This window comes from Bradyrhizobium sp. UFLA05-89 (assembly GCF_059803475.1).
This window is the reverse complement of sequence record NZ_JBANBA010000040.1, coordinates 15,191-41,652: the sequence shown is the minus strand read 5'-3', so window position 1 is coordinate 41,652 and position 26,462 is coordinate 15,191. Positions and strand designations below refer to the sequence as shown.

The window sequence follows — 26,462 nt, the reverse complement described above, 5'->3', positions numbered from 1 at the left end:
AATGGTTGAAGACAACAACGACAAGTGGCAGCTAAACCGTGTCCAGAAAAATCCTGATCGTCATACCCGCTTTGAACGAGGCTTCCCACATCGAGACCGTTGTCCGCAACCTGGCTCGGGACAGTCTGCACGAAGATCGCACAATAGTGGTTGCAGATGGCGGCAGCACCGATGGGACGCCTGACATTGTTCGCTTGCTCGCCAAGGAGATCGACGACGTCCATCTGTTGCGCAATCCCCAGCGGCTGCAGAGTGCCGGCGTCAATCTGGCCGTACGGGGTTATGGCGCTGCGGCTCAGGTGCTGGTGCGGTGTGACGCTCATTGCGAATATCCGGCGGATTATGTTTCGAGTCTCATCGAGACCTTGGACGAGCGCCAGGCCGATTCGGTCGTGGTCCCCATGGACTCGCGTGGTGACAGCTGCCTGCAAAAGGCCGTCGCCTGGGTCTCAGACACAAAGGTCGGATCGGGCGGATCGGCGCATCGCGGCGGAAAGCAAAGCGGCTTTGTCGACCACGGACATCATGCGGCGATGACCATCGATGCGTTCCGCAGGGCCGGCGGTTACGATGAAACCTTCACTCATAATGAAGATGCAGAGTTTGATTGCAGACTGCGTGCAATCGGCGGCCGGATATTTCTCGATTCGGACATCCGCCTTTCATATCGACCGAGGTCGGGTTTTCTGAGCCTGGCGAAGCAGTACTTCAACTACGGTCGCGGTCGATCGAGGACCGTGAGACGGCATCCCGGATCGTTGCGACTGCGCCAGTTCCTGGTGCCCACTCATGTTGCATTGACGTTTTGCGCCATCGCGCTGTCTCCGGTGATGCCGGTGCTGTTGGCATTGCCAGCGGCCTATCTGGCAATTCTGGCGCTGACTGCAATGATGATTGCAGCAAAGCATCGCTCAATCTGCGGGCTGCTTGCGCTGCCGGCCGCTGTCGTGATGCACTTCGCGTGGGCACTTGGCTTTTTCTGGGGCATTCTGTCGATCCGCCAGACCACCTGGCAGATGACGCCGTCAGTTTCGTAAATCCTGCAGAACCTTAACGCTAGCCGGCGCGCCCCCCACACGCCGGCTCGCTTTCGCATAGGCGACTTCGGTCAGGCGGGCAATCGAGGTCCATGTCGGCACGGAGTCGCGCAGATCCAGCATTCCTCGACCCTTGGAGTTTCGATAGTCGGGGTCGCGAATCAAGCGTTCGAGCGATCGAGACAATGCCGCCGGATCATCTGGAGGAACGAGCGTTCCCTCTGCCTGATCGCTCAGCCATTCCGAAAACGTTCCAAGGTTCGACGCCACAATCGGACGTCCCGCCGCAATCGCCAGCATCAGCACACCCGATGCGTCGATGTCCCGGTACGGAAAAGCCAGGATGTCAGCGCGCGCGACCAGGGAGGTCACTTCATTTTCCGGGACAAAACGCAGGTCGAACTCGACATGGTCTTCGAGCTCCAGGTCCTTCACCATCGCAAACAGCGGCTCCATCGGCATTTCTGGCCAGCCCACGACCTTCACCACGCAATGCGCCCTGACCTCGCGGGGAAGCAGCGCAAGCGCGCGGAGCATGACGTCGACGCCCTTGTAGGGCTTTATCTTGCCGAACAGGAGTATTTGAACGCGCCCGGCCGCTGCCGAAGACTCGTCGGCCCGTCTGGCGATATGATCCGTGAGCAATCCGTGCGCGATAACGGATATCTTCTCGTCCGGGATACCGACGCGCAGCAGGCGATCGCGTGCAACGGTCGTATGAACGATGAGATGGTCGAAGCAATGCAGAATCCCGAGCGCGCCAATTCGCTGTATCCGCGAGCTCGGATTGTTGTTGAACGGATTCGAATCGTGAACGGTCAAGACCGTTGGCGCGACCCTCCTGAACTTGGGGATGAACTGGCTGTCAACGATTGCCAGCGGCGCCCACTGAAAATGGATCACGTCAGGCGGCCTTCTCCTGAAGCGCCTGATTAGCCGTGTCATTGATTCCGCGTGACTGAGGCCCTTCAACCCCAGTTGCACGCTGCGCGGAAGTCTCTTGAAAAAACGCGATTGCAATCCCGGATAAAAATGCCGGTCAAGAAACAGTTCCTCATCCACGGAGGGCTTCTGTCCAAGCTGGCGGCCGACAATGCTGGCTGCATGCCCAATATCGGTCAATCCTTTGGCTAATTTGAGATCATACGGCCACGTAAATAGTGAGGGATCGATCAGAGAAATTTTCATGCGATTGCCTTACCGACCATGCTTTGCGGACCGTGAAATTACTTCTGGCTCATCAAGACATGGATTGATAGCCTCTCGTGACATCCGCGAACTTCGTGAGCGACACACGTTGAAGATCAGCATCGTCATAACGGTCTACAACTACGAACGATATGTCGGATTGGCGATCGACAGCGCATTGAATCAAACGCGTCCAGCGGATGAAATTGTTGTCGTCGACGACGGCTCGATCGACGGTTCCCGTCAGATTATCGCCGGCTATGGCGACAGGATTCGAGCCATATTTCAGGCTAATCAAGGCAACATCGCAGCATTCGAGGTTGGTTATCGCGAAGCGACAGGCGACGTGCTGCTCTTCCTCGATGCGGATGATATCCTGCTGTCGACGGCGGTGGAACACGTCGCTGCGCGCTGGTGCGAGGGTGTTTCGAAAGTTCAATTCAATCTGGAAATCATCGATGGCGCCGGCAAGCAACTTGGACGCTCGTTTTGTGCGTTTCCCAAGTCCTACGCGCCAGACGACGTGCACGCAGAATTTATCCGGTGGGGAACATACACCTGGCCGGTCATGTCGGGAAACGCGTATTCCCGAGAGTTTCTTCGCCAGGTCATCCCTCTCAATCCACCTGTTGGATACGATGGGGCTCTCAACACGATCGCGCCTCTCTACGGGAACGTGGTCACGGTGCAGGAAACCCTGGGGCAATATCGGCTTCATGGCAGAAATATCAGCCGGAATGACGCGAAGGGCCGCGCGCAGTGCTTTCCCGATTTCCCCAGGCAGATCGGGTTCCGTGTCGCCGAGTTCGATATCCTGAAGGCGCATTGCGACAGGAAGTCGATGCACGTGCAAGCTGCACGGCCGATCGACAACGAGATCGTCTTCGTCAACTATCGCCTCGCGTCGCGCAAATTGGGACTGAGGTATGTTGGCCAGGATGCGGACTCCTCGAGTTCGCTCGTGCGCCGTGGAATATGGCTTGCCCTGACCAGGACGACCCAGTGGCGCGCCGCCGCCTCTCATATCGTCTGGTTCTCCGCGTTGTTCCTGAGCCCCTCCTGGCTTGCGTACCGGCTGATCATGCTCCGGTTCAACCGGGCGGAGCTCCTGAGGCCGCTTCTGCGGTTCGGCAGCGTCATTCGCCGTAAGCACGCCTGAGTGCGCAACGGCGCACCCGCCTCGTCAGATCTCGCTGCAGGCCCTCGAGGCGCCGATCACACGCTTTCGATGGTGCGAATTGTCTCGCGCATTGGCCCGTGAAGAGTCGTTAAGCCGGCAAGGCGGCTGCGAATCCGCTTATCGGACTGGCGAAGACGAATATTTTCCGACAGGCGCAGAACATATTCCTTTGATTTCCACGCAAACCATGCCGCTCTGTCGATCGCGGTCGGCTCGCGGACCGAATCTGCCGCCTTTGCAATCGACGACGTCATCGTCAGTTCAAGGCACGGGAAAGGAAACAAGGCGTAATTGTAAAGGCCGTTTGCCCAGAACCGGTCCATCTCCCAGTCGACGGGTCGATGGATCGTCGTCACGCTGTCGATGAATCGACGCGCGGCGCGGCTGGAGATCAGATAGGCCTGGGTTCCCATCGGTGCACGCTCAAACCGCACCAATTCCCGCTGATCCAGCCAGGCAACATGCTTGCACTGCGCCATGTGCCGTCCATACAGCCGGAGATAGCCAATCTCGGCAGCCTTGCAGATATCCGGAAGTGATCGAAAGCCGAATCCAGCATCGAGAACGACGTCGTCTTCCATCACAAGAGTCCACGAATCGTCCGAGTCCGACTCCGCCAGTTGCGCCATGATGCTCATATGGCTTGCTGCGCAGCCGATCTCGGCTCGAGAAAGGCCCCTGCCCCAAAAGCGAATGGCCAGCGCTTCATCATATTGCGGAAGTCCCTGGGCCGGCACACGCAGGGCATCGAAGAAGGACCACGGAATATCAAGCGCATCCAGGTTTTCAGTTGCGCGCTGGCGGCGATGGGAACCGGCCAAACTAATCGCCATAATTCTGAGATTGCTGCCCATTGCTTGATCAGTCCGACGCTGTCGACTTGGAACCGTTTGCACACGACCCTCGGAACGATTAGCGCGAACTTGTCGGTGCTGACAAGGACGCGTCACGCATCTGAAGGCCGCCATGCTGTCGGCCATGTTTTCATGTTCCTACTCGGTCAGCACGACCAAATTCGCGGCTACGCTACGGCGGTCCGCCTTCGCAGCGCCTTGGAGCGAACCAAAGATCCTCACGTCAGAGTGAATAGTAGGTCGCGAGAGTCGCAATGGTCTCGAGCCAAGAGAGGCGTGGATGCTATCAAAGCGTCGAACCAACGGCACCATGGCAATACTGTTCGTCGCATCGTTGGTCGCCGCCGGCGCAGCACTTTATTTGGCCTTGAACCGCGAAGGCTTGCGACATTGGCTGCAATCCATGCCGCCCTTCAATCGAAGCAATCAGGTCGTTGGCGGCGCCGTCGTCGGCCAAAATGGCACTGGGTTGTATGAGGGCTATACGCTGTCCTGGGGCGATGATTTTGACAATCTCGACATCGTTGGTCCTCGAAATCCCCGCGGAAAATTCTTCCCGACCGGTGCCTATCATCCGGGCATCCGCGGCAATACCACGTCGCTAGGGACAGCCTTCGATGCCGACCCGCTTGCGACGGGCTACAAAGACCGCAACCGCGGCGTCGCGGTCGGTTTCGACAACATGTCGGTTTCCCACTCGGTGCTGCGGCTGGGAGCGCGCATGGCAACAGAGCGCGAGCAGGCATTCCTAACGCCGACCGATCGGTCCATCAACGGGGGCGTCCGTCCGCATCTCTCCGCAATGATCCATACGGCGGGAGCATTTGCATACTACCCGACCACCAACGCAGTCATTGTCGAGATGCGTGCCCGGTTCAGCTCCAGGCTTACAAATCCGGCCGGCTTTCATCCGACCTTCTGGACTTATGCGGTCGCCCCCGTGCTCAATCCAACCGGCAACGAGTGGGATCTGGAGTGCAACTCTCAAGGCATGCATTTCAGCAATATCGTCCACACGTCGGGGGCAATCTCGACCGACAACAGCGCCGGACCATTCGACTACATGGACGACACGTTTCACGTGTTCAGCTTTGTCTTTCGGAACGGGGGGAACACCCAATTCTATGTCGACGGCGCCCTTCGGGCCCAATTTGTCGGCGTCGACTCGAATACCAAGAGCATGCCTTCATATGTTCTTCTGACGTCACATATCTTCAACAGCACGTTCGCGGGCGAGGCGTATGACGCCGAGGCGTGGGCCGGCTCGACGACTGGGGCCTATCTCGATATCGACTGGATCCGCGGCTGGCGGACGGCAGGCGTCAAGCATTGGAAGCCGCTGGTTTCGGTCGCAGACCTTAATGTCGACTACGACGGCAACGGCAAGGTTGTGCTGCCGAGCCCCAAGGCCCTCTGGGGCGATGCGAGCGTTACGGAATTCGTCCAGGTCTTGCCCTATGACAGCTCCGAACCGGGCATGTCGGAGCAAACGACTTTCACGCAATTTCCGGAAGGAATTTCGTACGACGCGGCCTCGCGCACGATCAGGGCAGACTTCACCACCGGCACGGGCAATGCCGGGCGGTCGCACGTCGTCGTATATGGCTATAAGCCCGACGGCTCGACGATGGAGCCTCTGCGATTCTCCATCAATCGCGGCCCAAACGTGACGACCGGTCCCCTTTCGGCCACCACGGGCGGTGGCTACCGCCACGATGTCTATGGTGACTGCGACGTCGGCGTCATGACGCCGAAGGTCTTGTCCGTCAAAGGACTACCGCAGGGTCTTTCCTTTAACGCTTCCACCGGGCTCATCACCGGCACACCAACGGCAACAGGGGTCGGCAACCTGACAATCTCCTGCACAAACAACGCGGGCCAGACAACAACGAGAGCGGCCACACTAGCCGTCGACGCGCACGATCCGGCGAGCCACCCGGACGGAGGATGATGCTTGACCGTCACCCTTGATCCGCCGGAACCCGACTGCTCTTGCAGATATCCAGAAAGGTTGCGACGGCCTCATCCACACTTCTGCTCAATGGCCGGCCCAGCTTTTCGAACGGCTTGCTCCAGGCGTCGACGAACGTGCTGATCTTGCCATAATTGTTGTCAAGGACCGAGTGCGGCACATTCAACAACACGCAGAAGATGTGCGTGTGAAGCCGGTCCGTGATCACATAGGCCGACGATCCAACTTGCTTCATTCCGCGGGCTACCCGGTTCGACGCCAAAAGATGAAACCACCGAATACGCAAGTCGAGCTCGGACGGCATCCTGCCCTTGAACAGGCGAAGAGATGTTTCGAGCAGCGCCTGAAGCAAGAGCCACTTTCCCAAGCCTCGCTGTTCCGTAAGCCAGTCCTCGACGACTGCAAAGCTCGGGAGCGGGCGAGATCGCTTCTGCTCCCCCTTCTCGTGATCGGTTCGGAGCAGCAGCAACAATTTCCTAGTAATCTCCGCTCGTGAGCTCTGCGACCCAAGGCAGAATGCCATGTCCGGACAGAGATCGACGGCGGCTGTGAATTCCTTTCTCGCGATGTTCAGGCTTTGCAGGTCGCGGACCAGAATCCGGAACTTTTTGTGGGAGTTGATGATTTCCGCGGCGCGTTTGAGACTTGCCTTCGTGGAGAAGTGAATGGTTTGCGGTAACTGGATGATCTGGCGATCCGGAAACTCCGACAGAAGTCTGAGCCGGAACTCCTGATGACTTGGCCACAGGTCGCCGAAATTTCCCCCACCATGGATCAGGATAGGTCCGGCAGGAACGGCTCTCTCAAAGTCTTCCTTTGCCCAGGTGTCGTAGGTGCACACGTAGGACGGTGCCCTGCCCAGCTTCTGCTGCAAATAGGTCTCTTCACCCAACCAAATGGCGCTGTCGCCCACATTCGGATGGTTGGGGAAATCCACCAGCGCAAAGTTCTCGACGCCCTCCAGATGAGGCCCGATGACCTTGTCGATCTCGCTCTGCAATTCTGCAATGAGTGTACGAGAATCCTTCATTGGAGTTTCTATGGGACTTTCGGCCATCGTCCTTAACTCTTCGGCGCCGTCGGTCACATCACAGCATCGAACGGCTTCCGATGCATCGCCAACATTTCGCATTCGACAAATCCACCTCTGCGATTGCGCGAGACACTCGCTACGGGAGAGCGAACGACGAATCTGCGTGCAGCAAGCGAGACCGCTGGACAGTTTGCGCTGCCGTGCTCCCCGCGTCACGCATCAGATTCGAACTTTCACGCTCAGCCGGCGTCTGCCTCTATCACTCTCTCGTGTCCCCGCCGGTGCCGCCCCGCCGATCCAGAAGCCGCCCCGGTTCCAAAATACCGAATTGGTCGGCCTGGCAACCGAAGGGAAGACTCGGCAACACTGCGAGTAGCGACAACACCGCACATATTCATGACAAAAATCGACTCTATTGACGTCTTAAGGCAGGCAAATGTGTTCGTTGCAACGAACATGGGCAACGAGTGTACGGGAATGCCGCTTCCTGCAGCACTCACGCGGATTCGTTAGCGAGCTTCCGCGACCGTTGACTCGCAATCACGGCCGTCCCCTACTCCGTCGCCTGCCGGCTTTCGCTGAGATATGCCTGATAGGCGAGCTTGAGCCCATCCTCGAGCGAGGTCTTGGCCTGCCAACCCAATTGCATCAATCGGCTGACGTCTAGCAATTTGCGCGGGGTGCCGTCAGGGCGCGAGGTGTCATAGCTGATCTCGCCGGAATAGCCGACGGTCGCCGCGACCACGCGCGCGAATTCGGCGATGGTAATATCCACCCCTGTGCCGATGTTGACGAGCTCGCCGCTCGAATAGGTCTTCATCAGGTGGATACAGGCGTCCGCCAGATCGTCGACGAAGAGAAATTCGCGCCGCGGCGTGCCGGTGCCCCACACCGCGACGTTCTTCGCCCCCGATATCTTGGCCTCGTGGAAGCGTCGGATCAACGCGGCGACGACATGGCTGTATTCCGGATGATAATTGTCGCCGCGACCATAAAGGTTTGTCGGCATCACGCTGATGAAGTTCGAGCCGTACTGGCTGCGATAGGCCTCTACCATCTTGATGCCGGCGATCTTGGCGATTGCATAGGGTTCGTTGGTCGACTCCAGCGCGTCGGTCAGCATCGACTCTTCGCGCAGCGGCTGGGCGGCAAGTTTGGGGTAGATGCAGGACGAGCCGAAGAACATCAGCTTCTCGCATCGATTGACGTGCGCGGCGTGGATCACGTTGGTTGCGATTACCAGATTGTCGTAGAGGAACTCGGCGCGCAGCGTATTGTTCGCGACAATGCCACCGACCTTGGCAGCGCCAAGGAACACTACCTGCGGACGCTTTGCAGCGAACCATCTGTCGACGGCGGCCTGGTCACGCAGGTCGACCTCGCTCCGCGACACCGTCAGCAGCTCGACATCTTCCTCCGCAAGCCGCCGCACCAGCGCGGAGCCGACCATGCCGCGATGCCCGGCGACGAAAACGGTCTTGCCGGCCAGCTCAAACGGAGTGCTTGCCATTGGCAATCTCCCGCCTGGCCTCGCGTAAATCGCCCGCAACCATTTGCTTGGCCAGTTGCGCGAACGGAGCCCTGGATTTCGAGCCCAGCTTCTCGTGCGCCTTGCTGGGATCGCCGATCGGGAGATCGACTTCGGTGGGGCGGAGATAAGTCGGGTCGATCCGCACGATGACCTTCCCTGAGCGTTCATTCATATCACTCACCCGACTGCGCGGTCATCATCGACGATTTTCCCACTTTCCCAAATCTGTTGGCGATCACGCCGAGGATCCGCAGGATCTCACGCTCAGGTCCGGTCGGCGAACCCGCCACCCGCCAGAATCCAAACACTGACCCGACATAGGCAAAAATGCTCACGAGAACAACAGCGGTCAACCGAGCATAGACGTGAGACTCGTGGCCGAAGAATGTGATGAAAGCCCAATTGGTTAGAAGACCGACGATGATCATCGTGCACGTGGATAAGGCTGTCCTCAGATTCACGAGAAATTGCCGGAAGACAGAGGTGCCGATCAATTCGCGGACCAGGACCATGTTGTAGACGACACCGCCCAGCGTAACCGCCACACGAGCGACAAGCAGGCCAAGCAACCCTCCCACCCACAAGCCCGCAACAATGAAAGGCAATCTCACGATCAGGACCGCAACGTCGCGATGAAATAATTTGCGCGTCTGCCCAAGGGCCAGACCAAGAGGTTGGACGGTCGCGCTGAGTGTATGCAACGCAATTGCGCCACCGAGAAGCTGGATCACGATTGTCGCACCTGCCCAGGCATCACCCAGAGCGAGCGGAACGAATTGATCGGCGATCATCGCGAAGCCGAACCCCGCCGGAAAGGCGATCGCACACAGCATCGATTGCGCCGACAGATAAGCTCGCTGAAGGGCGGCTTTGTCGTCCCTCAGCTTCACGAACGCAGGAAACAGCGTTCCTGCAAGCGGGTTTGTGGCTTCTCGGGTCGGCGTGGCGGCCAGGTCGCTGCCCAGCACGTATCCGCCCAGGGTGGATTTACCGAGAAAGTATCCGATGATGATCTGGTCAAAACGCCAGTTCAGCGTGCTGACCGCCTGCCCGAGCGATAGCCACACAGAGAACGACCATAGGGAGCGGCTGCCCCTTATCCGGAATTTTGGCCGGAACGGCTGGATCAGATAGGAAGCGACGACATCGACGAGGTTGGCGACGACGGCCCCGGCGATCAGAGCCCAGTAGCTCCTGAAGAAAATGGCGATCCCAGAGGAGACGAGGATGGTTGCGAGTGCCCGGCTGCTGCTCGTCACGAATTCCTGCCAGAACACGAGCTGGCGCTGCATCATCGCGAGCATCGGATTTCGAAGGCCTGATATCGCAACCGAACAGCTCAGCACCAATAGGATCGGAATCAAACGAGCATCGCCGTAGGACAGCGACACCGGATAAGCGAGCAACGACAGCAAGAGTGCGAGCAGGCAGGCGCGAGCCAGGCTCAACGTCCAGGCGGCGTGGAACTGATCTTCACTTGGATCCTTGTGGTGGATTAGCGCCGATGTCAGGGACAGCTCGGTCATCGACGCCAGAATAGCAATGATCGCCGTCGCGACGGCGACCAGACCGAAATCCTCCGGCGTGAGCATCCTCGCCAATATCAGCGTGTTCAGGAAGCCGAGAGTGGCGACCACCACCCGACTCACGCCGATCCAGGCAGCTCCGATGGCGATTGAACTCTTCGACAACGGAGGCGCCGCTTTCGCACCGACAGCGACCATTTTTCAATGCTCGTTCATTGACAGATGGTTTCCAGCGCGAGCAAACGCCGCGTCACGGCTGCCGAATTGAAGCGGCGCCTTTCGCATCAGCACTTCTTCCTCGACGGCCGTCAGCCAGGAATGCGGATGTTCACTTCTCCACGTGCGATGACCGCAAAGCCGGCTAGGGCTGCCGCGCAATGCGCCACGGAGGATTTGCCTGACGGTGCGAACCTTAGAGTTCATGGACGACTACCATTGCAAGATAACGCCTCTGGCAGGAAGCCGCATCGCGCGCTTTCCTGCCACAGACAGAACAAAACCCAGACCGACCTGCAGGCAGCCGACCGCAATCGGCGTTACTCGGCTTGATCCAGATCACACAAAGTTGTGCTCGCGCTGGATACACCGTTCCGGTCAGCGGCGCACATGCAGCGACAATAGGCGGCAAGATCTGGCTTTTTTGGGTTGGATCACCTGGGTGTCGCAGGCAACGGGAACTTCTTTGGGGCCGACCTCGCCCGCGACTTCGGCCGTGAGCTTGCTGCCCAGAATATAGTTCCCTTCACGAGGCAAAGCCGGCAGCGCCAATTCGATCACGCTGGCGCCATCTTCCCCTTCCTTGCGAGAGACCTGCAGCGGCTTCCTGGCCGATGCGACCACGGCGCCGGTTGTTTCGTCGAAGACGTACGTTTGAAGCGTTCGATTTGTCGGATAGTCTTCCGGAACCTTGATCGGAATTTCGACCTTGAGCGGGTCGGTTGTGCTTAGCGACAATACTCCGGCATTCGGCTGCTTGTCCGCCACGACCTTCGTCACGTTGAGGAATGTCGGCTTGGGCATGTCGTTGAGCGCTGCCGTGTATCCAAAATCCGTTGGATCCGGCGTCACCTCGCTCGGACCGCATTTTCGGCCTCCACGCGCGGAGGACGTGAACTGGCAGACCCGAACGTAGTCGATCTTGAACGCCTGCGGGAAAGCCGCGTCATCGATTCCATGCCGGCCCGCCCAGCCCGCTCCACCGACGGCAAAGTTGAGATCGACGTGTGCAGGCGGCCCCAGTTGGCCGTCCTTCCTGAGCCACTGGTACATGCGCGTGTAGACAAGGCGGCCGTCCCAGAAGAACGAAATGCGGTCAGGGGCCCAGACGAAGCCGGCAATATGCCAATCCTTGTTCAGGTCCTCCTTGCTGACCATGTCCTGAAACTTGAGCACGAACGAGCTGTCCACATACGTGTAGGACTGCGGCGTCCACTTGTCCTGGCTCATCGCGTTCGAGTGCAGCATGTTCGGCTTGTCTTCCACGCCGTTGATGACGTACTCGAAAATGTCGATCTCCGGCGGATGCCAAAACTTTCCATCGATGTCGTAATCGGCTTCGAGCCAGAATGCCGGCCACGATCCGCGCGCATTCGGAAGAAAGACCCGCGCTTCATAGTAGCCATAATAAAATGTCTGGTGGCTTCGGATCATCGCGGAATCGAACGTATCCGAGCCCCCGTTCTTTTTTGCGGTCAGGCTCAGTACACCCCCGGACACCACGTGGTCGTCGCGGTAGCGTTGCTTTTCGTCATTGAACCGGTCCATCGTTTCATTGTTGTAGATGTATCGGGTCGCCCATTTCGTTCGATCAAGCTTGTCGCCGTTGAACTCATCCGAAAACACCAGTTCCCAACCGGCACTGCGCGCAGGTCCAGCCGACGCGACAATCAGCACGATCGGAACAATACTCAAGATTTGTTTGCGCCAATCGGCAATCATCACTGATGTCTCCGGTCCGCGTTCGATCGAGTCTCACCGGAACTACATGCGAATATTGCGACACTTTTGCGTCGACATGGCATTGATTGCCAACTACGTTTCTCACGCTTTGAGGAACGATAGTGGCCACCATCTTCAGTTCCCGCCTGCAGCAAATAAAGGCCTTTGGGTCAATGGCACCCGGGCATGCCTGGAAGCAACACAACTTACCAAAAGGGCAGCATAAGTGACTTTTGATATGCCGATGAATGAGCTGTCTCCTGCCGGCCAAACATCGGCCATTCGGATGGAGATGGAACTGGACAGAGCCGGAAAAGCTGTAGTCTGGATCTCGGTGATATCTCCTCTCTTCTTGTCGCAAATTGCCTACAACCTGGGCACCTTTCCGATCTCGGCGGATCTCATCTCATACGCGTTATTTGCAACCTATCTCCTCGTCTCCGGCTACGTATCGCTGAGCGTTTTGTCATTGCTGCTATTCATCAGCGCGATCGCCTTGGCGGCTTTCCGCATGTCGTTTTCCGACACCTCGGGGACGTGGACGTCGCTCCTGCTTCTATCCGCCCTGTACGCGCCCTTCTGCTTCCGCTTGAGAAGCGCCCGCGATCCGCGGCCGGTGCAGGATTACATCCAGCGCACGTTCGTGACTGCGGCGACAGTGATTGCCGTGATTTCCATTGTTCAGATCGTCGCGGTAAACGCGGTGAAGAGTCCCTTCATCACGAATATTCACTTTGTGCTCCCCGAGGCGATACGGAGCGAGGGGGCTTATACCTATAGCCGCGAAGACGCAGGCTTGATAAAGGCAAACGGCTTCTTCCTTCGCGAATCATCGACTCTGTCCTTGGTGATGGCCCTCGCCATCATCCTCGAATATTGCACGAGGGCCAGGTGGCTCGTTCTCGGCGTTCTTGCGGGCGGGTTGGTCAGTTCATTCTCCGGTTCGGGTGTCATCGGAATCATAGCCGGGCTTCTGCTTCCACGGTCGCCGGCCCGCATTCCAGTCTTCGTTGCATGTCTGGTCGGCGTGGTCGTCGTGCTGTTCACGCTTTACAGCGCCGACATTCCATATCTGAACGTCTGGCTGAACCGGCTCGACGAATTTACGATGCCGAATACGAGTGGCTACGCCCGCTTTGTAGCGCCGCTCGACATGATCGCGCACAGCTTCGACGACGGATTCTTTTCGACGTGGTTTGGCAACGGGGCCGGCAGCTACCTGCGGGAAATCGGCCTACTCAAAGTCAAGTACGAGGTGAATGATCCGACCTGGGCGAAACTCATTTACGAGTACGGGGTGCTTGGATTTGCGCTGGTTTTGTCAGTTTTCGTACTTCGGCTACATTCGAGCGACCTGCGGGTCGAGGCCTGCAACTACTTTCTGTTCACCTGGCTTGTTAGCGGGCAGCTGTTGAAGCCTGAATTTGCCGTTATCGTTTGGTTGTTGACGTTGGTGCCCAAGCGACATCGACGCTCCGGCGTTGCGAGGCCGGCAACCGCAAGCCATTTGCCCTGGCATCGCGGGGAAATGACACCGATGAAGATGGCATAGTCGTACCACTTCAGCGGAGACTGATGAGGGATCACGACCAATGAGCTTTTGGTATCACGTTGGCCTTAATATCGAGGATGTACGACTCTTCGGTCCTCGAATTCTTTTGCGCCACGTCGCACGGATAACCGGCGCGAATGCATCGCGCGTGTTCCTTCCTTCGATCGGCAGTGTCTACCTTCGTCCTCGCGAAAGCGACGTGTCGACGTTTCGGGACATCTTTGGTTCGCCGAAATATGCGGCCTATTGCTATCCAGCAGTGAGGGCCAGACTCGAGGCTTCGTATTCAGAAATCCTGCAGCGCGGCGCCAAGCCCGTAATCGTTGACGCAGGCGCCAATATCGGAGCGGCGTCGCTTTGGTTTCGGAAGGCCTTACCCGAGGCCTCCATCGTTGCCATTGAACCCGAGGAGAATAACGTCAAAATCCTCCAAAAGAATATCGGCGATCGCCCCAATACCTTTGTCGTCCAGGCTGCGATCGGCGTAGCCCCCGGCTTCGTCACGGTCACAAACTCCCAACTGTCCTGGGGCGCACGGACAAGCCGCTCCAACACGGGAGTACGCGTGCTCACCGTTGATGACGCGCTGGCCATGGTACCGAACGGCGTCTTGCTCATCGTCAAAATCGACATTGAAGGCTTTGAACAGGAGCTCTTCTCGGAAAACACCGAGTGGATTGATCGCACAACAATGATCATCATAGAACCGCATGACTGGCTTATGCCTGGCAGGCGAACAAGCCGAACGCTTCAGAAGGCCATGGGTCGAAGAGATTTCGATATGATACTGGATGGCGAAAATATTGTGTATGTTCGTCCTGAATAGAGTCCGCTTCGCGTCCTTATCGGAGGACGCGAAGCCGCCTCAGCATTGACTTTATCCATTTTGGCCGTTCCGCGGGTACAAATCGCCAGCCCACGAGCTGACGCCCGAGACGTGATGGACTGACCAGCACGCAAACGATCCACAGCAGCAGCGAAACACTTTGTGAGGTCGAAAAGCCCTGCGGGTAAAAGAATGCCCTAAGTCCATCAGCCAAAATCGAGCTCGCAGTGTCTCGCGCGATGGGATGAATGTCAGGCCGCAACCGGTATGACGCCGTCCGCAGGCACAAGTATGTCAGGTTCCTGTTCAGAGCGTGCTGCCTCACGGGCAGGTTCATCGTCCGCGCCACCTCCAAAAAGAATTCGTAGCGCCGCCGCGTGAGGTCGATCTCTCTCGCAAAGCGCGTATCGTCCAATTGAAGGAAGGCCCCGTGATTGAGGCCATGTACGCGATAGTCTGCCAGCGGCTTGGTGATCGTCACGATATCGCCACACGCGGGAGCTGCCGCCAGAAGATAACTATCCGGCGCGCGATCGACAAAGTCGGATTCAAAGCCGAAAACACGCTCGACAAACCATCGCGGGTAGGCATTTCCCGACCCCGGCGGGGTCGGATAGGCACCAGTCGTTATCATCCAACTGCGGATGTCCTCTGAGGTCGGAGAGGAGAAGTACTGTGGCAGGACATTTCCAGTCGGCCGCCCCTTTGCGTCGATCACGCGCATCTGGAACTGATATTTGCTCGCGAGTTTCGACCAGACGGACGCAATCTCGGTCATCACATCGGGATGCAAGATATCATCCGAGTCGAGAAATATGATCACGTCGCCAGAGGATTTGCGAAGGCCGTTGACACAGGACGTCGTCTGACCTGCGTTCGGCTGGCTGATGACTGTGATCTCGTTGGCAAATTCGTTGATGACCGCAAGCGAATTGTCCGTCGAACCGTCATCGACAACGACCACGTCGACCTTCGGCCATCGTATGTCCAGTGCGCTGCGGATCGCAGATCCCACGTAAGCAGCGTAGTTGTGGTTCGGGATGATGACCGACAGACTCGGTACGGCCGCCAGTTCGGCGTCCCGCAACACAGTGTGTCCTGGCATCTCCTTCAACATTAGACGTCGATAATGCTCGCGTTGTGGATACTCATCATATGATGACCGGTAGAGTATCACAGTCGACGGGTGTTCGGTGGCCTGACATTGAAGAGTGCCGTCACCCCTTTCAATCGCAAGGAAACGGCAGAAATTCGGTCACAGCAATTAGGGAACAATTCGTTCGTCATTCTGTTGCCGTAACTACAACCCTATCCTGCCGCCGACGAGCGCGGCATCCTGTCGAGCCGGCCTCAGCTGTCATCACATGTTAGATGCGATCATACGTCGGATGTGGTTCGTCCTGACCGATATCTATGCAGAGCGAGCAGTGAGGATGCGTAACAACCGATCAACGCGCACAGATCGTTACGTGGCGATGTGCATCGTGGTCGCTTCATCGCTGCTTGCAGCGACGGCCGATGCTCAAATATCCGGCTTCGGCCGCACATCTCAACCGATGTATGGCGGCTCAGGTATTTCCACTCGGCCCTCGAGTTCGATTCGGCCGATGGAAGGCACCTACGCTCCAAATCACAAGACGGTGGACGGAAAGCTTTGCATATCGGTCCACCCGTTGACGCATCCGCAAGCTAACAATTCCAAGATCGTCGACCAGATTGTCCTGGTTCAAAACATTTGCGGTGACGCCATCCGGGTTCAGGTTTGCTATGCCGGCAGCACCGATTGCATCATCGTTCCACTCGCAGGCTATCAGAAGCTGCAGAGAACGCTGGGGATCGCGGCCGGAGCACCGAACTTTCAATTCGAATATCGCGAGCTCTATTGAGCAAGCCAACGCAGCCGAGCAGCCACGAGTGATCGTCCTCACACCTCATCATGAGAAATACAATCGTTCTCGCGACGAATGCGCGAGCATCCGCTCGATATTGCCGTTTCCGCAGAGGAGCCGGATGGAACCGACGAGGTCGTCGCACGCACAGGTAGGTAACGATCTTGTTATCTCGGTCCGATGATTGGATACCCAACCAACTCCTGCCCCGATTTTTCGCCAAATCTACCAAATCTAAATGACGAGCCGTGGCGGGAACCGTACCGCGCTACGCGCAACTGCATATCAAGCGATCAGCCTTTGCGGGCTTGGCGCTTGCGTCGGAGGTCGTAAGCGGCCTTCGAGAATTAATGCCAAACAAGTGGGGGCGACCGTGTCCGTGGAACTGTATCGGCAATTGGCGTGGCTTCCAAAACCACCCTCTGATTTTGCGTCACGCTGCAGGGAATTTGCGAACAATTCTGGCGACTTGGGAAAACAAGTCAGATTGCTGGCGACACACGCATTGGATGAACGCCAATCGTCGCGCTTGGGTCGCGTTATTAAGTCAGCTCAACAAAGTGGCCAATCGCTCGCCCCCCTGGTTCCATTTCGCCTCGGCCTGATCGGCAATGGCACGCTCGATCTTATCGTTCCGGTCCTGGTCGCAACGGCCGCGCGTCACGGCTTCGCGCTCGAATGCATCACAGGAGCGTATGACCAGTTTTTGCAGGATGCATTGACGCCGGAGTCAACCATGAACAAGGCGCGCCCCGATGCGGTCCTGGTCGCCCTCGATCATCGCGGACTCGCGCTGCAACCTTCTCCGGGCAACGAGCAGCTTGCAAACGAATCTATCGATGCCGCGATCGGACTTCTCGATTCGATCCGCGCCGGCATATCGCGCAACTGCGGCGCGCCGTGCATCGTCCAGACGTTGGCGCCGCCTCCCGAGGGGTTGTTCGGATCCTTTGACCGCGCGCTGACCGGAACAGCACGCAATCTGGTCGATCGTGTCAATCAGAGGATCAGCCAGTCGGTCCTGCAGTCGACCGACATGCTACTTGATGTTGCAGGCATGGCTGAGACGGTCGGGCTGGCCGATTGGCATTCCCCTGCCTTGTGGAATCTCGCGAAATTGCCATTCGCTGACGCCTTTGTGCCGCTTTACGCCGAACAGGTAGGGCGGATTATGGAGGCGATGCGCGGCAAGAGTCGCCGTTGTCTGGTACTCGATCTCGATAACACTATCTGGGGCGGCGTTATCGGAGACGACGGAATGGAGGGCATTCAGATTGCCCAAGGCGACGCGACCGGTGAGGCCCATCTTTCCGTGCAGCAACTCGCGCTCGCGCTACGTGCGCGCGGCATCGTTCTGGCGGTAAGCTCAAAGAATACCGACAGCGTCGCCAGAAGGCCGTTCAAGGAACACCCGGACATGCTCCTGAAGGAAGAGCATATCGCGGTATTCCAAGCCAATTGGAACGACAAGGCGACCAACATTCGCGCAATCGCGAAAGAACTCGCGCTCGGGCTCGATTCGTTTGTTTTCCTCGATGACAATCCGGTCGAACGCGAGCTTATCCGGCAAGAGCTTCCGGAGGTTGCCGTCCCCGAACTTGAGAGTGACCCGGCCACCTACGCGCGCACGTTGGCTGCGGCCGGGTATTTTGAAGCGATCAACTTCTCCGAAGAAGACCGCGCGCGCGCCGAAATGTATCAGGCCAATGCGCGCCGACTGAGCTTGCAGGGTCAAACCGTCGACCTCCAGTCTTATCTTCGATCGCTGGAAATGCGTATCGTCTTTGGCTCCTTCAATCGAACGACACGCGCCCGCCTCACCCAGCTCATCAACAAGAGCAATCAATTCAACTTGACGACGCGGCGCTACACCGAATCCCAAGTCGAGCAACTCGAAACGGATCCGGCCGCAATGACGCTGCACGCGAGGCTAATCGACAAATTCGGCGATAACGGTCTCATTTGTGTCGTGATTTGCCGGGCAACCGGTTTCGCACGATGGACGATCGATAGCTGGCTGATGAGCTGCCGCGTGTTAGGTCGTGGCGTGGAGCAGGCGGTGCTGGCAGAGATCGTACGCCGAGCGCGTGCCGCAGGCATCGAAACCCTCGAGGGCCACTACGTTCCAACCGATCGCAACGAGATGGTCCGTGAACACTACGGAAAGTTGGGTTTCATGCGCATAGATGATGGCTCTGACGCGAGCAGTCGTTGGGAGCTGGGCACGGACGTCGAATTGGAACAGTTGCCGATGACGGTCGAACAGGAAGAGTCGCAGCTTGAGCTGGCGTGATTGGAATCAATCTTGCAGTGCAATTTCAGACAGCTCCGAGCTTTCCATCGATGAGTCTCACATCGCCCATATTCTTCGCTTTCGTCGCAGCGACAATCGTCGCTTTCCACATCAGTGAGTCAGTTTTCTATCGGCGAGTGGTCCTTGCGGCCGCAAACGCCATATTCATCGCCAGCTATCTGACCGATTTCACACAAGTGTTGCCGCTGTTCGCCTTCCTGGCGCTCGGCTACGCTTGCGTGTGCATGCTTTATGTTTACCGAGCGTCTGTCGTGTTGGCATTCGGCGTCGTTGCCGTGCTCTGCTCTTATATTTACCTGAAACGCTTCTCTTTCTTCGATGGTCTTGGACACCTGCCGTTCCCCTACATGACCATCGGCTTGTCCTACATCCTGTTCCGGATATTGCACATCATGGTGGATGTCCGGTCGGGAGATCTGGTCGAGCGAATTGGCCCGTTCGCGTTTTTTCGCTACGCTTGCAATTTTCTGTGTTTCGTTTCCGGTCCCATCCAGCGCTATCAGGATTTCAGCGAGACGGACGGAAAGGCCGTGGGAAAGCCCGACACATCCAGTGTTTACGGCGCGTTTTCCAGAATCGTCACCGGCTACCTGAAATTCGTCATTATCGCCGCCACCGCCGACTACGCCTTCTCGTTCCTCAGCCCGCAATTGTTACAGGCGGCGCCTGTACCCTTCCTCAAGCTATGTGCGGTCTACGCCATGGCCGCGTCGTTCTACACGGTCTATCTCTATTTCAATTTCTCCGGATACATGGACATCGTGATCGGTATCGGGGGCCTCCTCGGACAGTCATTGCCGGAGAACTTCGACAAACCTTTCACGGCGAGCAGCTTCCTCGAATTCTGGCAGCGGTGGCACATGACGCTGTCACAGTGGTTCAAGTTCTATCTGTTCAACCCGCTTCTGATGTTTCTCATGGCATGGCTGCCCTCTCCTGCCCTGACCGCTTACCTGGGCGTCCTGGCATTCTTCATCACGTTCCTGGTCATGGGCGTGTGGCACGGCACTACGGCGGTATTCGTCATCTACGGCTTGCTGATGGGTGCAGGCGCGAGCATCAACAAGCTCTGGCAGGAGGCCTGCATCAAGCGATTGGGTAAAAAGCGCTATCGGGCGCTTACCGAATCCACCACCTACATCTACTTTGCCAGAGGCCTGACGGTCGGCTATTTCGCACTCGCTCTCACATGCCTGTGGGTCACGGAGTTGCCTCAATTCACCGACCTGTTGGTACGCCTCGGTGTCGCCGGCGTACTAGGCACGTTCGTCGTATTGAGTGCAACGTTCGCAATAGCTGCTCTGGCTCTCGATCTGATCCGCGAGCGCGTACACATCCCGCTTTCTCTTTCGGCGATCCAGAGTGGGGAGATCGTCAGGAACTTAACCCTGGCAAGCAAGATGATGGCAATCGTCGCCGTCGCCACCCTGCTGCACAAGGCTCCGGACTTCGTCTACAAGGCGTTTTGAAGTGAAACACATCCTTCGACAGACCGCGCTGACCTTGTTGTCATTTGCCTTCCTTTACGCGCTGCTCGGCGGCGCATCGTTCCTGGTGTTTCAAGACCCTTCAGGAGGAGGCCCGAGGGATTTCCAAGCCGCGGAACGAACCCTCTACATGACGGTCCCGAAATATGTTGTCCTCGGCCGTAGCGTTCTGAATAACTCAGACAGGAAGGTCATTCTCGTCGGAGCGTCAAACACAAGCGTCGGCTTTCGACAAGCGATGGTGCAGGCGAATCTCGGCTGTGCCGCCGTGACCAATCTCGGGATGGGCGGCGCCAACATTTCCGAGGTCAAGCAAGTGATTGATCTGGTGCATGAAGTACAGAACGAGCACAATCGCCGGCTCAACACCTTCGTCATTGGCACCTGGTTCGGCATGTTTGTCGATTCAGACGTGAGATATGCGGAAGGCGATCGCCATCGCGGGGAAACGGACGTCGATATCGAGCGATACCGATATGGCTTCTACCGACGCACGCCGGATGGAGCCGTCGCGGTGCTGCCGCCGAAATGGCTGGACTGGGGCACGACAGCGCTGCGTCCGTTCCTGCTTTTCGAAAAGATCGCGCGTGAAGCCAGAGCCGGCGTCAGTTTGGTCCTTACCGGACGGACTACCGCGCAGCGCACCGATGACGAGCGCGAGAGCGTCGTTATGTCAAAGCGGGAGCAGCAGGAGGCACTGGAGTATTGGAAAGTGAGCATGGGCGGCAAGGATGAGATTTCCCATGCGCAGGTCGACGTGCTGAAGGAAACCATCGAGGCGCTACTGGCCTCCGATGAGAAGGTCGTGCTTGTGGACCTGCCGATCCCTGCCTGGCATCGGGATGCCAGCCCTTACCAACAAGGTTACCAGGAAGCCCTGAAGGACGTAGTTCAGCAATTTGGCCACCGCCCGAACTTTGTGTCGCTGAGCATGGATGATCTCGACCAGAACCTGGACTACTCCGACGAGGTCCACGCCAAGCGGCACCTGGCTCAAGTATGGTCTACCAGGCTCGCCATGGTGCTGAACTCATTCGTCTGCCAGGAGAAAGAGAAGGACGATACAGAACCACCGGTCGCAACCCTCCAATCTTCCCAACGCGTATTGGCTGTCCCGAAATCCAATTGAGACGTGATCCGCGAGCCGACCACCATCAAAGGATAAGACAAATGGAAAATGCCCAGCTCTACAGCAAGCTCACTGCCATTTTTCGGGAGGTGTTTGACGAGGACGAATTGAATGTTACGCCGCAGACCACGGCAGATGACGTCGATGGCTGGGACAGCCTGTCCCACATCCGCCTGGTACTTGCGGTCTCGAAGGCATTCGGCGTGAAGTTTTCCGCTTCAGAAATCGGGAACCTCAAGAATGTCGGAGAGTTCGCCGCTCTAATCGAGAAGAAAGCATGAGAGCATAAAAGTGGGCCGTGTCGTTCCTGCACTAGCTGGACTTGCCTTCCATCATCTGGGACTCGCGGTCGCATCCCCTGAAGCCGCGTTTCAGTTCCTGGCTTCGATCGGCTACACCCCGGGAAACTCGGCCTTTGATCCCATACAACGGGTCAACCTCGCCATGCAGCATCATCCCCTCATGCCCGATGTCGAAGTGATCTGGCCGAGTGAGGGCCCCTCTCCGATCGACAACCTCGTCCAGCGAACCGGTTCCATGATCTATCATTTGTGCTACGCCTGCCCAAATGCCGAACTGGCACTCGAGTCCCTGGCTGCCTCCGGAATCGAAATCGTTCCCGTGAGTTCCCCCGCGCCGGCGGTCTTGTTTGGAGGCCAGAAAGTGTCGTTCCATCATATTGCCGGCTTCGGCCTCATCGAGATGCTGGAGACCGGCGTCCCAGTCTGACCTCTAATCATCCGATCGAAAGGATACCGTCAGACGAATGACCACCGATCTCTACCCCATTACCCTAGTCGCACAGCCCGAATTCTACGCGGCTTTGGCGTGCCTCGCGTCCTCCGGCACTCCCACGCTCTGACCGCAAATTCGTCGCACTTGATCCAGTAGGCTTCACGCACTTTGGCCCGAACCATAATGTCCAATCCTACCCAAGCTATCGTGTTCGGCGGCGCAGGCTTCATCGGTACACATCTGATGACGCGGTTGGTCGCTTCCGGGAGCTACGACCGGATCGTCGCAGTCGATATCGGCAAGCCAAGGGCGCGCGTCGATGGCGTTGAATATGTCCATCATGACGTCCGTGAGCCGATCGATCCGAAGGTCGGAGACGGAATGCCTGCCGACATCTTCAACCTGGCTGCGATTCACGTCACCCCGGGTCACCCGGAGGGTGACTACTATTATACAAATGTGCTGGGCGCCGTGAACGTCTGCCGATTTGCGAGGGAGACGGGCAGCCGGAGTATAGTCTTCACCAGCTCGATATCGATCTACGGTCCCACCGAAGCCCCGCTTGACGAGGATGCGACACCGGCGCCGGTCAGCGCCTATGGACGCTCCAAACTCTCGGCCGAGGCGATCCATCGTCTGTGGCAATCGGAAGCCTCGGACAGACGGCTCACTATCGTTCGCCCCGCTGTTATTTACGGACACCACGAGCGGGGCAATTTCACGCGATTGTCGCGGCTTCTCGAAAGACGCGCCTTCATCTATCCCGGCCGAACCGACACTATCAAGTCGTGCGGCTACGTGAAGGACTTGGTCTCGTCGATGTTCTTCATGGCGTCTCGCAACGACAGCTTATCGATCTACAATTTCTGCTACGAGCAACGCTACACGATCAGCGAGATCTGTTCGGCATTCTCCAAAGCTGCCAAATACACAAAGCCAACGATCACGATTCCGGTATGGCTAATGAATCTCGCCGTGCTTCCATTCGAGATGCTGCACGCTGTCGGCATCAAGACGGGCATCAATCGCGACCGAATCAGGAAGTTGTGGTTTTCCACGAACATTATGCCGAAGCGCCTCGTCGCCAGCGGCTTCAAGTTCGAATACGACCTGGCAAGCTCGCTTGCGGAATGGAAGCGGGAATCCTCCATCGAGGATTTTGATTGAGATATCGACGGCCTGACTGTTTCACGATCAATTCGGTGGAACTTCGGAACAGTCGTTCGCCCTGGTGGCGGGTGTTCCCAAGCCGGGCTTTTTCGCATCGGGCCGTTCGTGGTCGATCGCAGCGAACAGGCAGGATTCACTTCCGCCCACTGCGGTTTTTCGATTCGTTGCCCGCCCCGTCACACTCAGGCCGATATTGCATCGCAGAATTTACGGGTTCGTCGGCGCCGGTTCCATTTAGTCGGCATGGGACTTGCTCGATCTCTATCCAACAGATCGGCGAACCAATGATCTTCCAAGGCGGTGCAGGTCATCCTGACTGACAGTCGCAGCCTTGGGCGGTTTGGCGGAGATGCGCATTATGACGACTTTGCGGCGAACGGAACCGATCGCGCCCGGCAGCGTTGCCGAAACTTCCTTGGCCAACAACTTGTCAAACAATCCGACTAGCTATTCCATCGATGCCGGCGGCGGCACCGGTCAACTCACGAGCGCAGCGATCTCGACTACCGTATCCGCCGTGTCGAACTTTTGCTGACGTCAGGCAGTTCGCTCCGGCGCGTTACACGCTCACAGATTCAGCGCGGGGGCACGGCCAGGCTGATGCCATACATCGCAAATCACAATAGGTTCACGTAGGCGAGCCGGATGCTTCAAACCAAAATCACATCTCGCGAGATCGACTCCACTGCGCCCGAGGCCCCATCGCTGGAGCAGACGATCTCCTCTGCGCTAGCGCTGTTCAGCCGGCAGTATCCCGTGATCATTTTCACGCTGCTCCTGTGCATCTTTCTTGCCGGCGTCTACGTGTTCACGGCGACGAAACGATATACCGGCACGGCCATCCTGATGATCGACAGCCGCAAGATGCAGGGCCTGCAGACGCAGGCTACGACAAGCGGCGGCGACAATCCGATCGATTCGGCGATGGTCGACAGTCAGGTCGAACTCCTCAAGTCCGAGGCGATCGCTTCCAAGGTCATCAAGGACCTGAAGCTTGTCGAGTCGCCGGAGTTTATGAGCGACGGCGGCGGCGGAGTGCTCGGTAGCATCAGCGACGCGATTTTCCGACTTTTTTCGGAGTCGAAGCCACCCACGGAAGACCAACTGCTGCGCGCAGCTCTCGCGCGCTTTGCAGGCGGCCTCAGCATCAAACGCGTCGGCGTGAGCTATGTTATCGAGATCGCCTTTCAGGCGTTGTCGCAGGAGCAGGCCGCGCAGATCGCCAACGCGGTCGCCGATGGCTATATCGTGGACTCGCTGGAGTCGAAATATCAGGCGTCCAGGCGCGCGGCGGTCTGGCTGCAGGACCGATTGAAGGAGTTGCGGTCGCAAGCATCCACCGCCGAACGCGCAGTCGCCGACTTCAAGGCCAAGAACAACATCGTCGACGCAGGTGGGAGACTACTGACCGAGCAGCAACTCGCCGAAATCAACACTTCGCTGACAACGGCCCGTAGCCAGCGAGCCGAGGCACAAGCCAAGCTCGAACGCATCACCACGATTTTGAATGCGGACACTGAGGATTCGACGGTCATTCTGAACGACCTCGCGACCGTGAGCGAGACGATGGCTAACCCGGTCATCACCAAATTGCGACAGACCTACCTCGAGTACAACGCCAAGCAGGCAGATTGGTCGAACCGATATGGATCGACCCATCTGGCCGTCGTCAATTTGCGCAATCAGATGCGTGAAATCCGGCGCTCGATTATCGATGAGCTGCGACGTACGGCCGAGGTCTACAAGAGCGACCTTGAAATCGCCAAGGCGCGAGAAGAGTCCAGCCAGAAGAGCTTGAACGAAACCATCGCGGTGTCGAACAACACCAGCCAGGCCCAGATCGTCCTGAGGGATCTCGAAAGTAACGCGCAGAGCGCCCGCGCCCTGTCTGACAACTTCCTGCAGCTGTACATGGTCTCGGTTCAGCAGCAATCGTTTCCCATTACTGAAGCGAGGGTGATCACCCAGGCCGCGTCGACTCTTCCCAACAAGACGTCGCCAAAGACGACACTCATCCTGCTCGCAGCGTTCGTAGGCGGATCGATTCTCGCGAGCATCGTCGCGATGTTGCTCGACATGATGGATCGCGTCTTCCGAACTGTTTCCCAGGTCGAGCAATTCGTGCAGACCAGCTGTCTGGCCTCAATCCCTGTCATAGAGCAAGGTGTGGTCAACGCCCTTCCCGCGCAACCGCGCAAGGCGGCATGGCGATTCGGTAAACGCGGCAAGCCCAAGCCGCAGCAGGCGCCGCCTGGAAACGGCGGATCCGGCACGACCTCGCCACTCTCGGGATCGGCGGCGGGTTCCGGTCATCCGCAGCCACACCGCGACCGTCTGCTTTCGACCGAGGAGAGCGTCGGGCGGTACGTGATCAACGCCCCGTTTTCGCGCTTCGCAGAAGGGTTTCGGTCCATCAAGCTGGCCAGTGATCTTGCAAATTACGGTTCGGCGTCCAACAAGGTTTTGGGGATTACCTCAGCCCTTCCGAACGAGGGCAAATCAACCATCAGCGAAGCCCTGGCTCAGACGTTGGCCCAAAGCGGCTGCCGTACCCTGCTGATCGACGGCGACATTCGCAATCCAAGCCTCACCGCAAGGCTCACGCCAACTGCACAGGCTGGCTTGATCCACGTCGTCGTCGGTCAGGCCGACTGGAAGGAAGTGGTCTGGATCGACCCCCAGACAAATCTGCATTTTCTTCCTTGTGCGGTCACATCGCGTTTCCCGAATTCGAGCGACCTTTTGGCCTCGCAGGAGATGGAAAACCTGTTCCAACAGCTACGCCAACACTACGATCGCATCGTTCTCGACCTTAGTCCGCTGGCGCCGGTCGTCGACGTTCGGGCGACCAGGGGGCTGGCTAACTCCTATATTCTCGTCATCGAATGGGCGAAGTCTAAGGTGGATATCGTCGAGCGCGTGCTAGGTGAAACGCCGATCGTGCGCGAGCGTCTGCTGGGTGCAGTTCTTAACAAGGTGAACGTGTCGGTGATGAGCCGCTACGATACATACGGCGCAGCCTACTATCGCAATCGATACTACAAGAGGTATGGTTACGTCGATTGACGTTCAAGCTTGGCTTGATGCTATCGCCCCACAAC

21 protein-coding genes are annotated in these 26,462 nt (G+C 57.7%); 13 read left to right on the top strand and 8 right to left on the bottom strand.

All coding sequences use genetic code 11. The features are described 5' to 3' along the window. The first annotated feature begins 38 nt into the window (after positions 1–38). Positions 39–1,037, top strand: coding sequence for a glycosyltransferase family 2 protein (locus SO139_RS21595; RefSeq protein ID WP_498540548.1), 999 nt, complete (start codon positions 39–41; stop codon positions 1,035–1,037). On the opposite strand, the gene SO139_RS21590 is transcribed toward SO139_RS21595, so the two are convergent. Beyond that, a complete protein-coding gene (locus SO139_RS21590; protein ID WP_498540547.1) occupies positions 1,026–2,225 on the bottom strand; it encodes a glycosyltransferase in 1,200 nt (399 codons plus the stop codon). The genes SO139_RS21595 and SO139_RS21590 overlap by 12 nt on opposite strands. A 109-nt stretch (positions 2,226–2,334) precedes the next feature. Here SO139_RS21590 and SO139_RS21585 point away from each other — a divergent pair, with 109 nt between their 5' ends. Further along, positions 2,335–3,384, top strand: coding sequence for a glycosyltransferase family 2 protein (locus SO139_RS21585; protein WP_474799339.1), 1,050 nt, complete (start codon positions 2,335–2,337; stop codon positions 3,382–3,384). A gap of 56 nt (positions 3,385–3,440) precedes the next feature. Here SO139_RS21585 and SO139_RS21580 read toward each other — a convergent pair whose 3' ends face one another. Then, a complete protein-coding gene (locus SO139_RS21580) occupies positions 3,441–4,259 on the bottom strand; it encodes a glycosyltransferase family 25 protein (RefSeq protein WP_474799337.1) in 819 nt (272 codons plus the stop codon). A gap of 310 nt (positions 4,260–4,569) precedes the next feature. Between SO139_RS21580 and SO139_RS21575 the strand changes: the two genes are divergently transcribed. Beyond that, on the top strand, positions 4,570–6,210 hold the full coding sequence (locus tag SO139_RS21575; protein ID WP_474799335.1) for a putative Ig domain-containing protein: 1,641 nt from the start codon (positions 4,570–4,572) through the stop codon (positions 6,208–6,210). Positions 6,211–6,220: 10 nt separating this feature from the next. Here SO139_RS21575 and SO139_RS21570 read toward each other — a convergent pair whose 3' ends face one another. From SO139_RS21570 to SO139_RS21550, 5 genes are all read right to left on the bottom strand, one after another. Beyond that, positions 6,221–7,363 (bottom strand): polysaccharide pyruvyl transferase family protein, encoded by a 1,143-nt coding sequence (locus tag SO139_RS21570; protein WP_474799333.1) that lies wholly within the window; start codon positions 7,361–7,363, stop codon positions 6,221–6,223. Between the two features lie 454 nt (positions 7,364–7,817). After that, positions 7,818–8,774, bottom strand: a complete 957-nt coding sequence (gene fcl / locus SO139_RS21565; protein ID WP_474799331.1) for a GDP-L-fucose synthase — start codon at positions 8,772–8,774, stop codon at positions 7,818–7,820. Beyond that, on the bottom strand, positions 8,755–8,967 hold the full coding sequence (locus SO139_RS21560; RefSeq protein WP_474799329.1) for a GDP-mannose 4,6-dehydratase: 213 nt from the start codon (positions 8,965–8,967) through the stop codon (positions 8,755–8,757). Before SO139_RS21560 ends, fcl begins: the two co-directional genes overlap by 20 nt. 1 nt (position 8,968) lies before the next feature. Further along, on the bottom strand, positions 8,969–10,519 hold the full coding sequence (locus SO139_RS21555; protein ID WP_474799327.1) for a lipopolysaccharide biosynthesis protein: 1,551 nt from the start codon (positions 10,517–10,519) through the stop codon (positions 8,969–8,971). Between the two features lie 396 nt (positions 10,520–10,915). Beyond that, positions 10,916–12,259 (bottom strand): glycoside hydrolase family 16 protein, encoded by a 1,344-nt coding sequence (locus SO139_RS21550; RefSeq protein WP_498540556.1) that lies wholly within the window; start codon positions 12,257–12,259, stop codon positions 10,916–10,918. Between the two features lie 244 nt (positions 12,260–12,503). On the opposite strand from SO139_RS21550, the gene SO139_RS21545 reads away from it, so the two are divergent. Both SO139_RS21545 and SO139_RS21540 read left to right on the top strand, forming a co-directional pair. Continuing rightward, positions 12,504–13,811: an O-antigen ligase family protein gene (locus SO139_RS21545; RefSeq protein WP_449382837.1), complete on the top strand. Its 1,308-nt coding sequence runs from the start codon at positions 12,504–12,506 to the stop codon at positions 13,809–13,811. A 40-nt stretch (positions 13,812–13,851) separates the two neighbouring features. Beyond that, a complete protein-coding gene (locus tag SO139_RS21540; RefSeq protein WP_449382838.1) occupies positions 13,852–14,637 on the top strand; it encodes an FkbM family methyltransferase in 786 nt (261 codons plus the stop codon). A 16-nt stretch (positions 14,638–14,653) separates the two neighbouring features. Here the strand turns inward: SO139_RS21540 and SO139_RS21535 are convergent, their stop codons facing one another. Continuing rightward, complete coding sequence (locus tag SO139_RS21535; protein ID WP_449382839.1) at positions 14,654–15,724, bottom strand: glycosyltransferase family 2 protein; 1,071 nt, start codon at positions 15,722–15,724, stop codon at positions 14,654–14,656. A 301-nt stretch (positions 15,725–16,025) separates the two neighbouring features. Between SO139_RS21535 and SO139_RS21530 the strand changes: the two genes are divergently transcribed. From SO139_RS21530 to SO139_RS21495, 8 genes are all read left to right on the top strand, one after another. Then, a complete protein-coding gene (locus SO139_RS21530) occupies positions 16,026–16,523 on the top strand; it encodes a hypothetical protein (RefSeq protein ID WP_474799324.1) in 498 nt (165 codons plus the stop codon). Positions 16,524–17,013: 490 nt separating this feature from the next. Continuing rightward, positions 17,014–18,819 (top strand): HAD-IIIC family phosphatase, encoded by a 1,806-nt coding sequence (locus tag SO139_RS21525; protein ID WP_474799322.1) that lies wholly within the window; start codon positions 17,014–17,016, stop codon positions 18,817–18,819. A gap of 50 nt (positions 18,820–18,869) precedes the next feature. After that, complete coding sequence (locus tag SO139_RS21520; RefSeq protein ID WP_449382842.1) at positions 18,870–20,309, top strand: MBOAT family O-acyltransferase; 1,440 nt, start codon at positions 18,870–18,872, stop codon at positions 20,307–20,309. 1 nt (position 20,310) lies between these two features. After that, positions 20,311–21,456, top strand: a complete 1,146-nt coding sequence (locus SO139_RS21515; protein ID WP_474799320.1) for a hypothetical protein — start codon at positions 20,311–20,313, stop codon at positions 21,454–21,456. Between the two features lie 41 nt (positions 21,457–21,497). After that, complete coding sequence (locus SO139_RS21510) at positions 21,498–21,737, top strand: acyl carrier protein (protein WP_449382844.1); 240 nt, start codon at positions 21,498–21,500, stop codon at positions 21,735–21,737. Positions 21,738–21,747: 10 nt separating this feature from the next. After that, positions 21,748–22,185 carry a VOC family protein gene (locus SO139_RS21505; RefSeq protein WP_449382845.1) on the top strand — a complete coding sequence of 146 codons (438 nt, stop codon included), beginning with the start codon at positions 21,748–21,750 and terminating at the stop codon, positions 22,183–22,185. A 189-nt stretch (positions 22,186–22,374) separates the two neighbouring features. Next, positions 22,375–23,358 carry an NAD-dependent epimerase/dehydratase family protein gene (locus SO139_RS21500; RefSeq protein WP_449382846.1) on the top strand — a complete coding sequence of 328 codons (984 nt, stop codon included), beginning with the start codon at positions 22,375–22,377 and terminating at the stop codon, positions 23,356–23,358. Positions 23,359–24,006: 648 nt separating this feature from the next. Further along, positions 24,007–26,427, top strand: a complete 2,421-nt coding sequence (locus tag SO139_RS21495) for a polysaccharide biosynthesis tyrosine autokinase (protein WP_449382847.1) — start codon at positions 24,007–24,009, stop codon at positions 26,425–26,427. The last annotated feature ends 35 nt before the right edge of the window (positions 26,428–26,462 follow it).

Bases quoted from the DNA above. Each gene is read 5' to 3' on its own strand.
- SO139_RS21590 (WP_498540547.1), bottom strand. From the start codon at position 2,225: ATGAAAATTTCTCTGATCGATCCCTCACTATTTACGTGGCCGTATGAT.
- SO139_RS21580 (WP_474799337.1), bottom strand. From the start codon at position 4,259: ATGGGCAGCAATCTCAGAATTATGGCGATTAGTTTGGCCGGTTCCCAT.
- SO139_RS21575 (WP_474799335.1), top strand. From the start codon at position 4,570: ATGGCAATACTGTTCGTCGCATCGTTGGTCGCCGCCGGCGCAGCACTT.
- SO139_RS21570 (WP_474799333.1), bottom strand. From the start codon at position 7,363: ATGCGAAATGTTGGCGATGCATCGGAAGCCGTTCGATGCTGTGATGTG.
- fcl (WP_474799331.1), bottom strand. From the start codon at position 8,774: ATGGCAAGCACTCCGTTTGAGCTGGCCGGCAAGACCGTTTTCGTCGCC.
- SO139_RS21560 (WP_474799329.1), bottom strand. From the start codon at position 8,967: ATGAATGAACGCTCAGGGAAGGTCATCGTGCGGATCGACCCGACTTAT.
- SO139_RS21555 (WP_474799327.1), bottom strand. From the start codon at position 10,519: ATGGTCGCTGTCGGTGCGAAAGCGGCGCCTCCGTTGTCGAAGAGTTCA.
- SO139_RS21550 (WP_498540556.1), bottom strand. From the start codon at position 12,259: ATGATTGCCGATTGGCGCAAACAAATCTTGAGTATTGTTCCGATCGTG.
- SO139_RS21545 (WP_449382837.1), top strand. From the start codon at position 12,504: ATGAATGAGCTGTCTCCTGCCGGCCAAACATCGGCCATTCGGATGGAG.
- SO139_RS21540 (WP_449382838.1), top strand. From the start codon at position 13,852: ATGAGCTTTTGGTATCACGTTGGCCTTAATATCGAGGATGTACGACTC.
- SO139_RS21530 (WP_474799324.1), top strand. From the start codon at position 16,026: ATGTGGTTCGTCCTGACCGATATCTATGCAGAGCGAGCAGTGAGGATG.
- SO139_RS21520 (WP_449382842.1), top strand. From the start codon at position 18,870: ATGAGTCTCACATCGCCCATATTCTTCGCTTTCGTCGCAGCGACAATC.
- SO139_RS21510 (WP_449382844.1), top strand. From the start codon at position 21,498: ATGGAAAATGCCCAGCTCTACAGCAAGCTCACTGCCATTTTTCGGGAG.
- SO139_RS21500 (WP_449382846.1), top strand. From the start codon at position 22,375: ATGTCCAATCCTACCCAAGCTATCGTGTTCGGCGGCGCAGGCTTCATC.
- SO139_RS21495 (WP_449382847.1), top strand. From the start codon at position 24,007: ATGCTTCAAACCAAAATCACATCTCGCGAGATCGACTCCACTGCGCCC.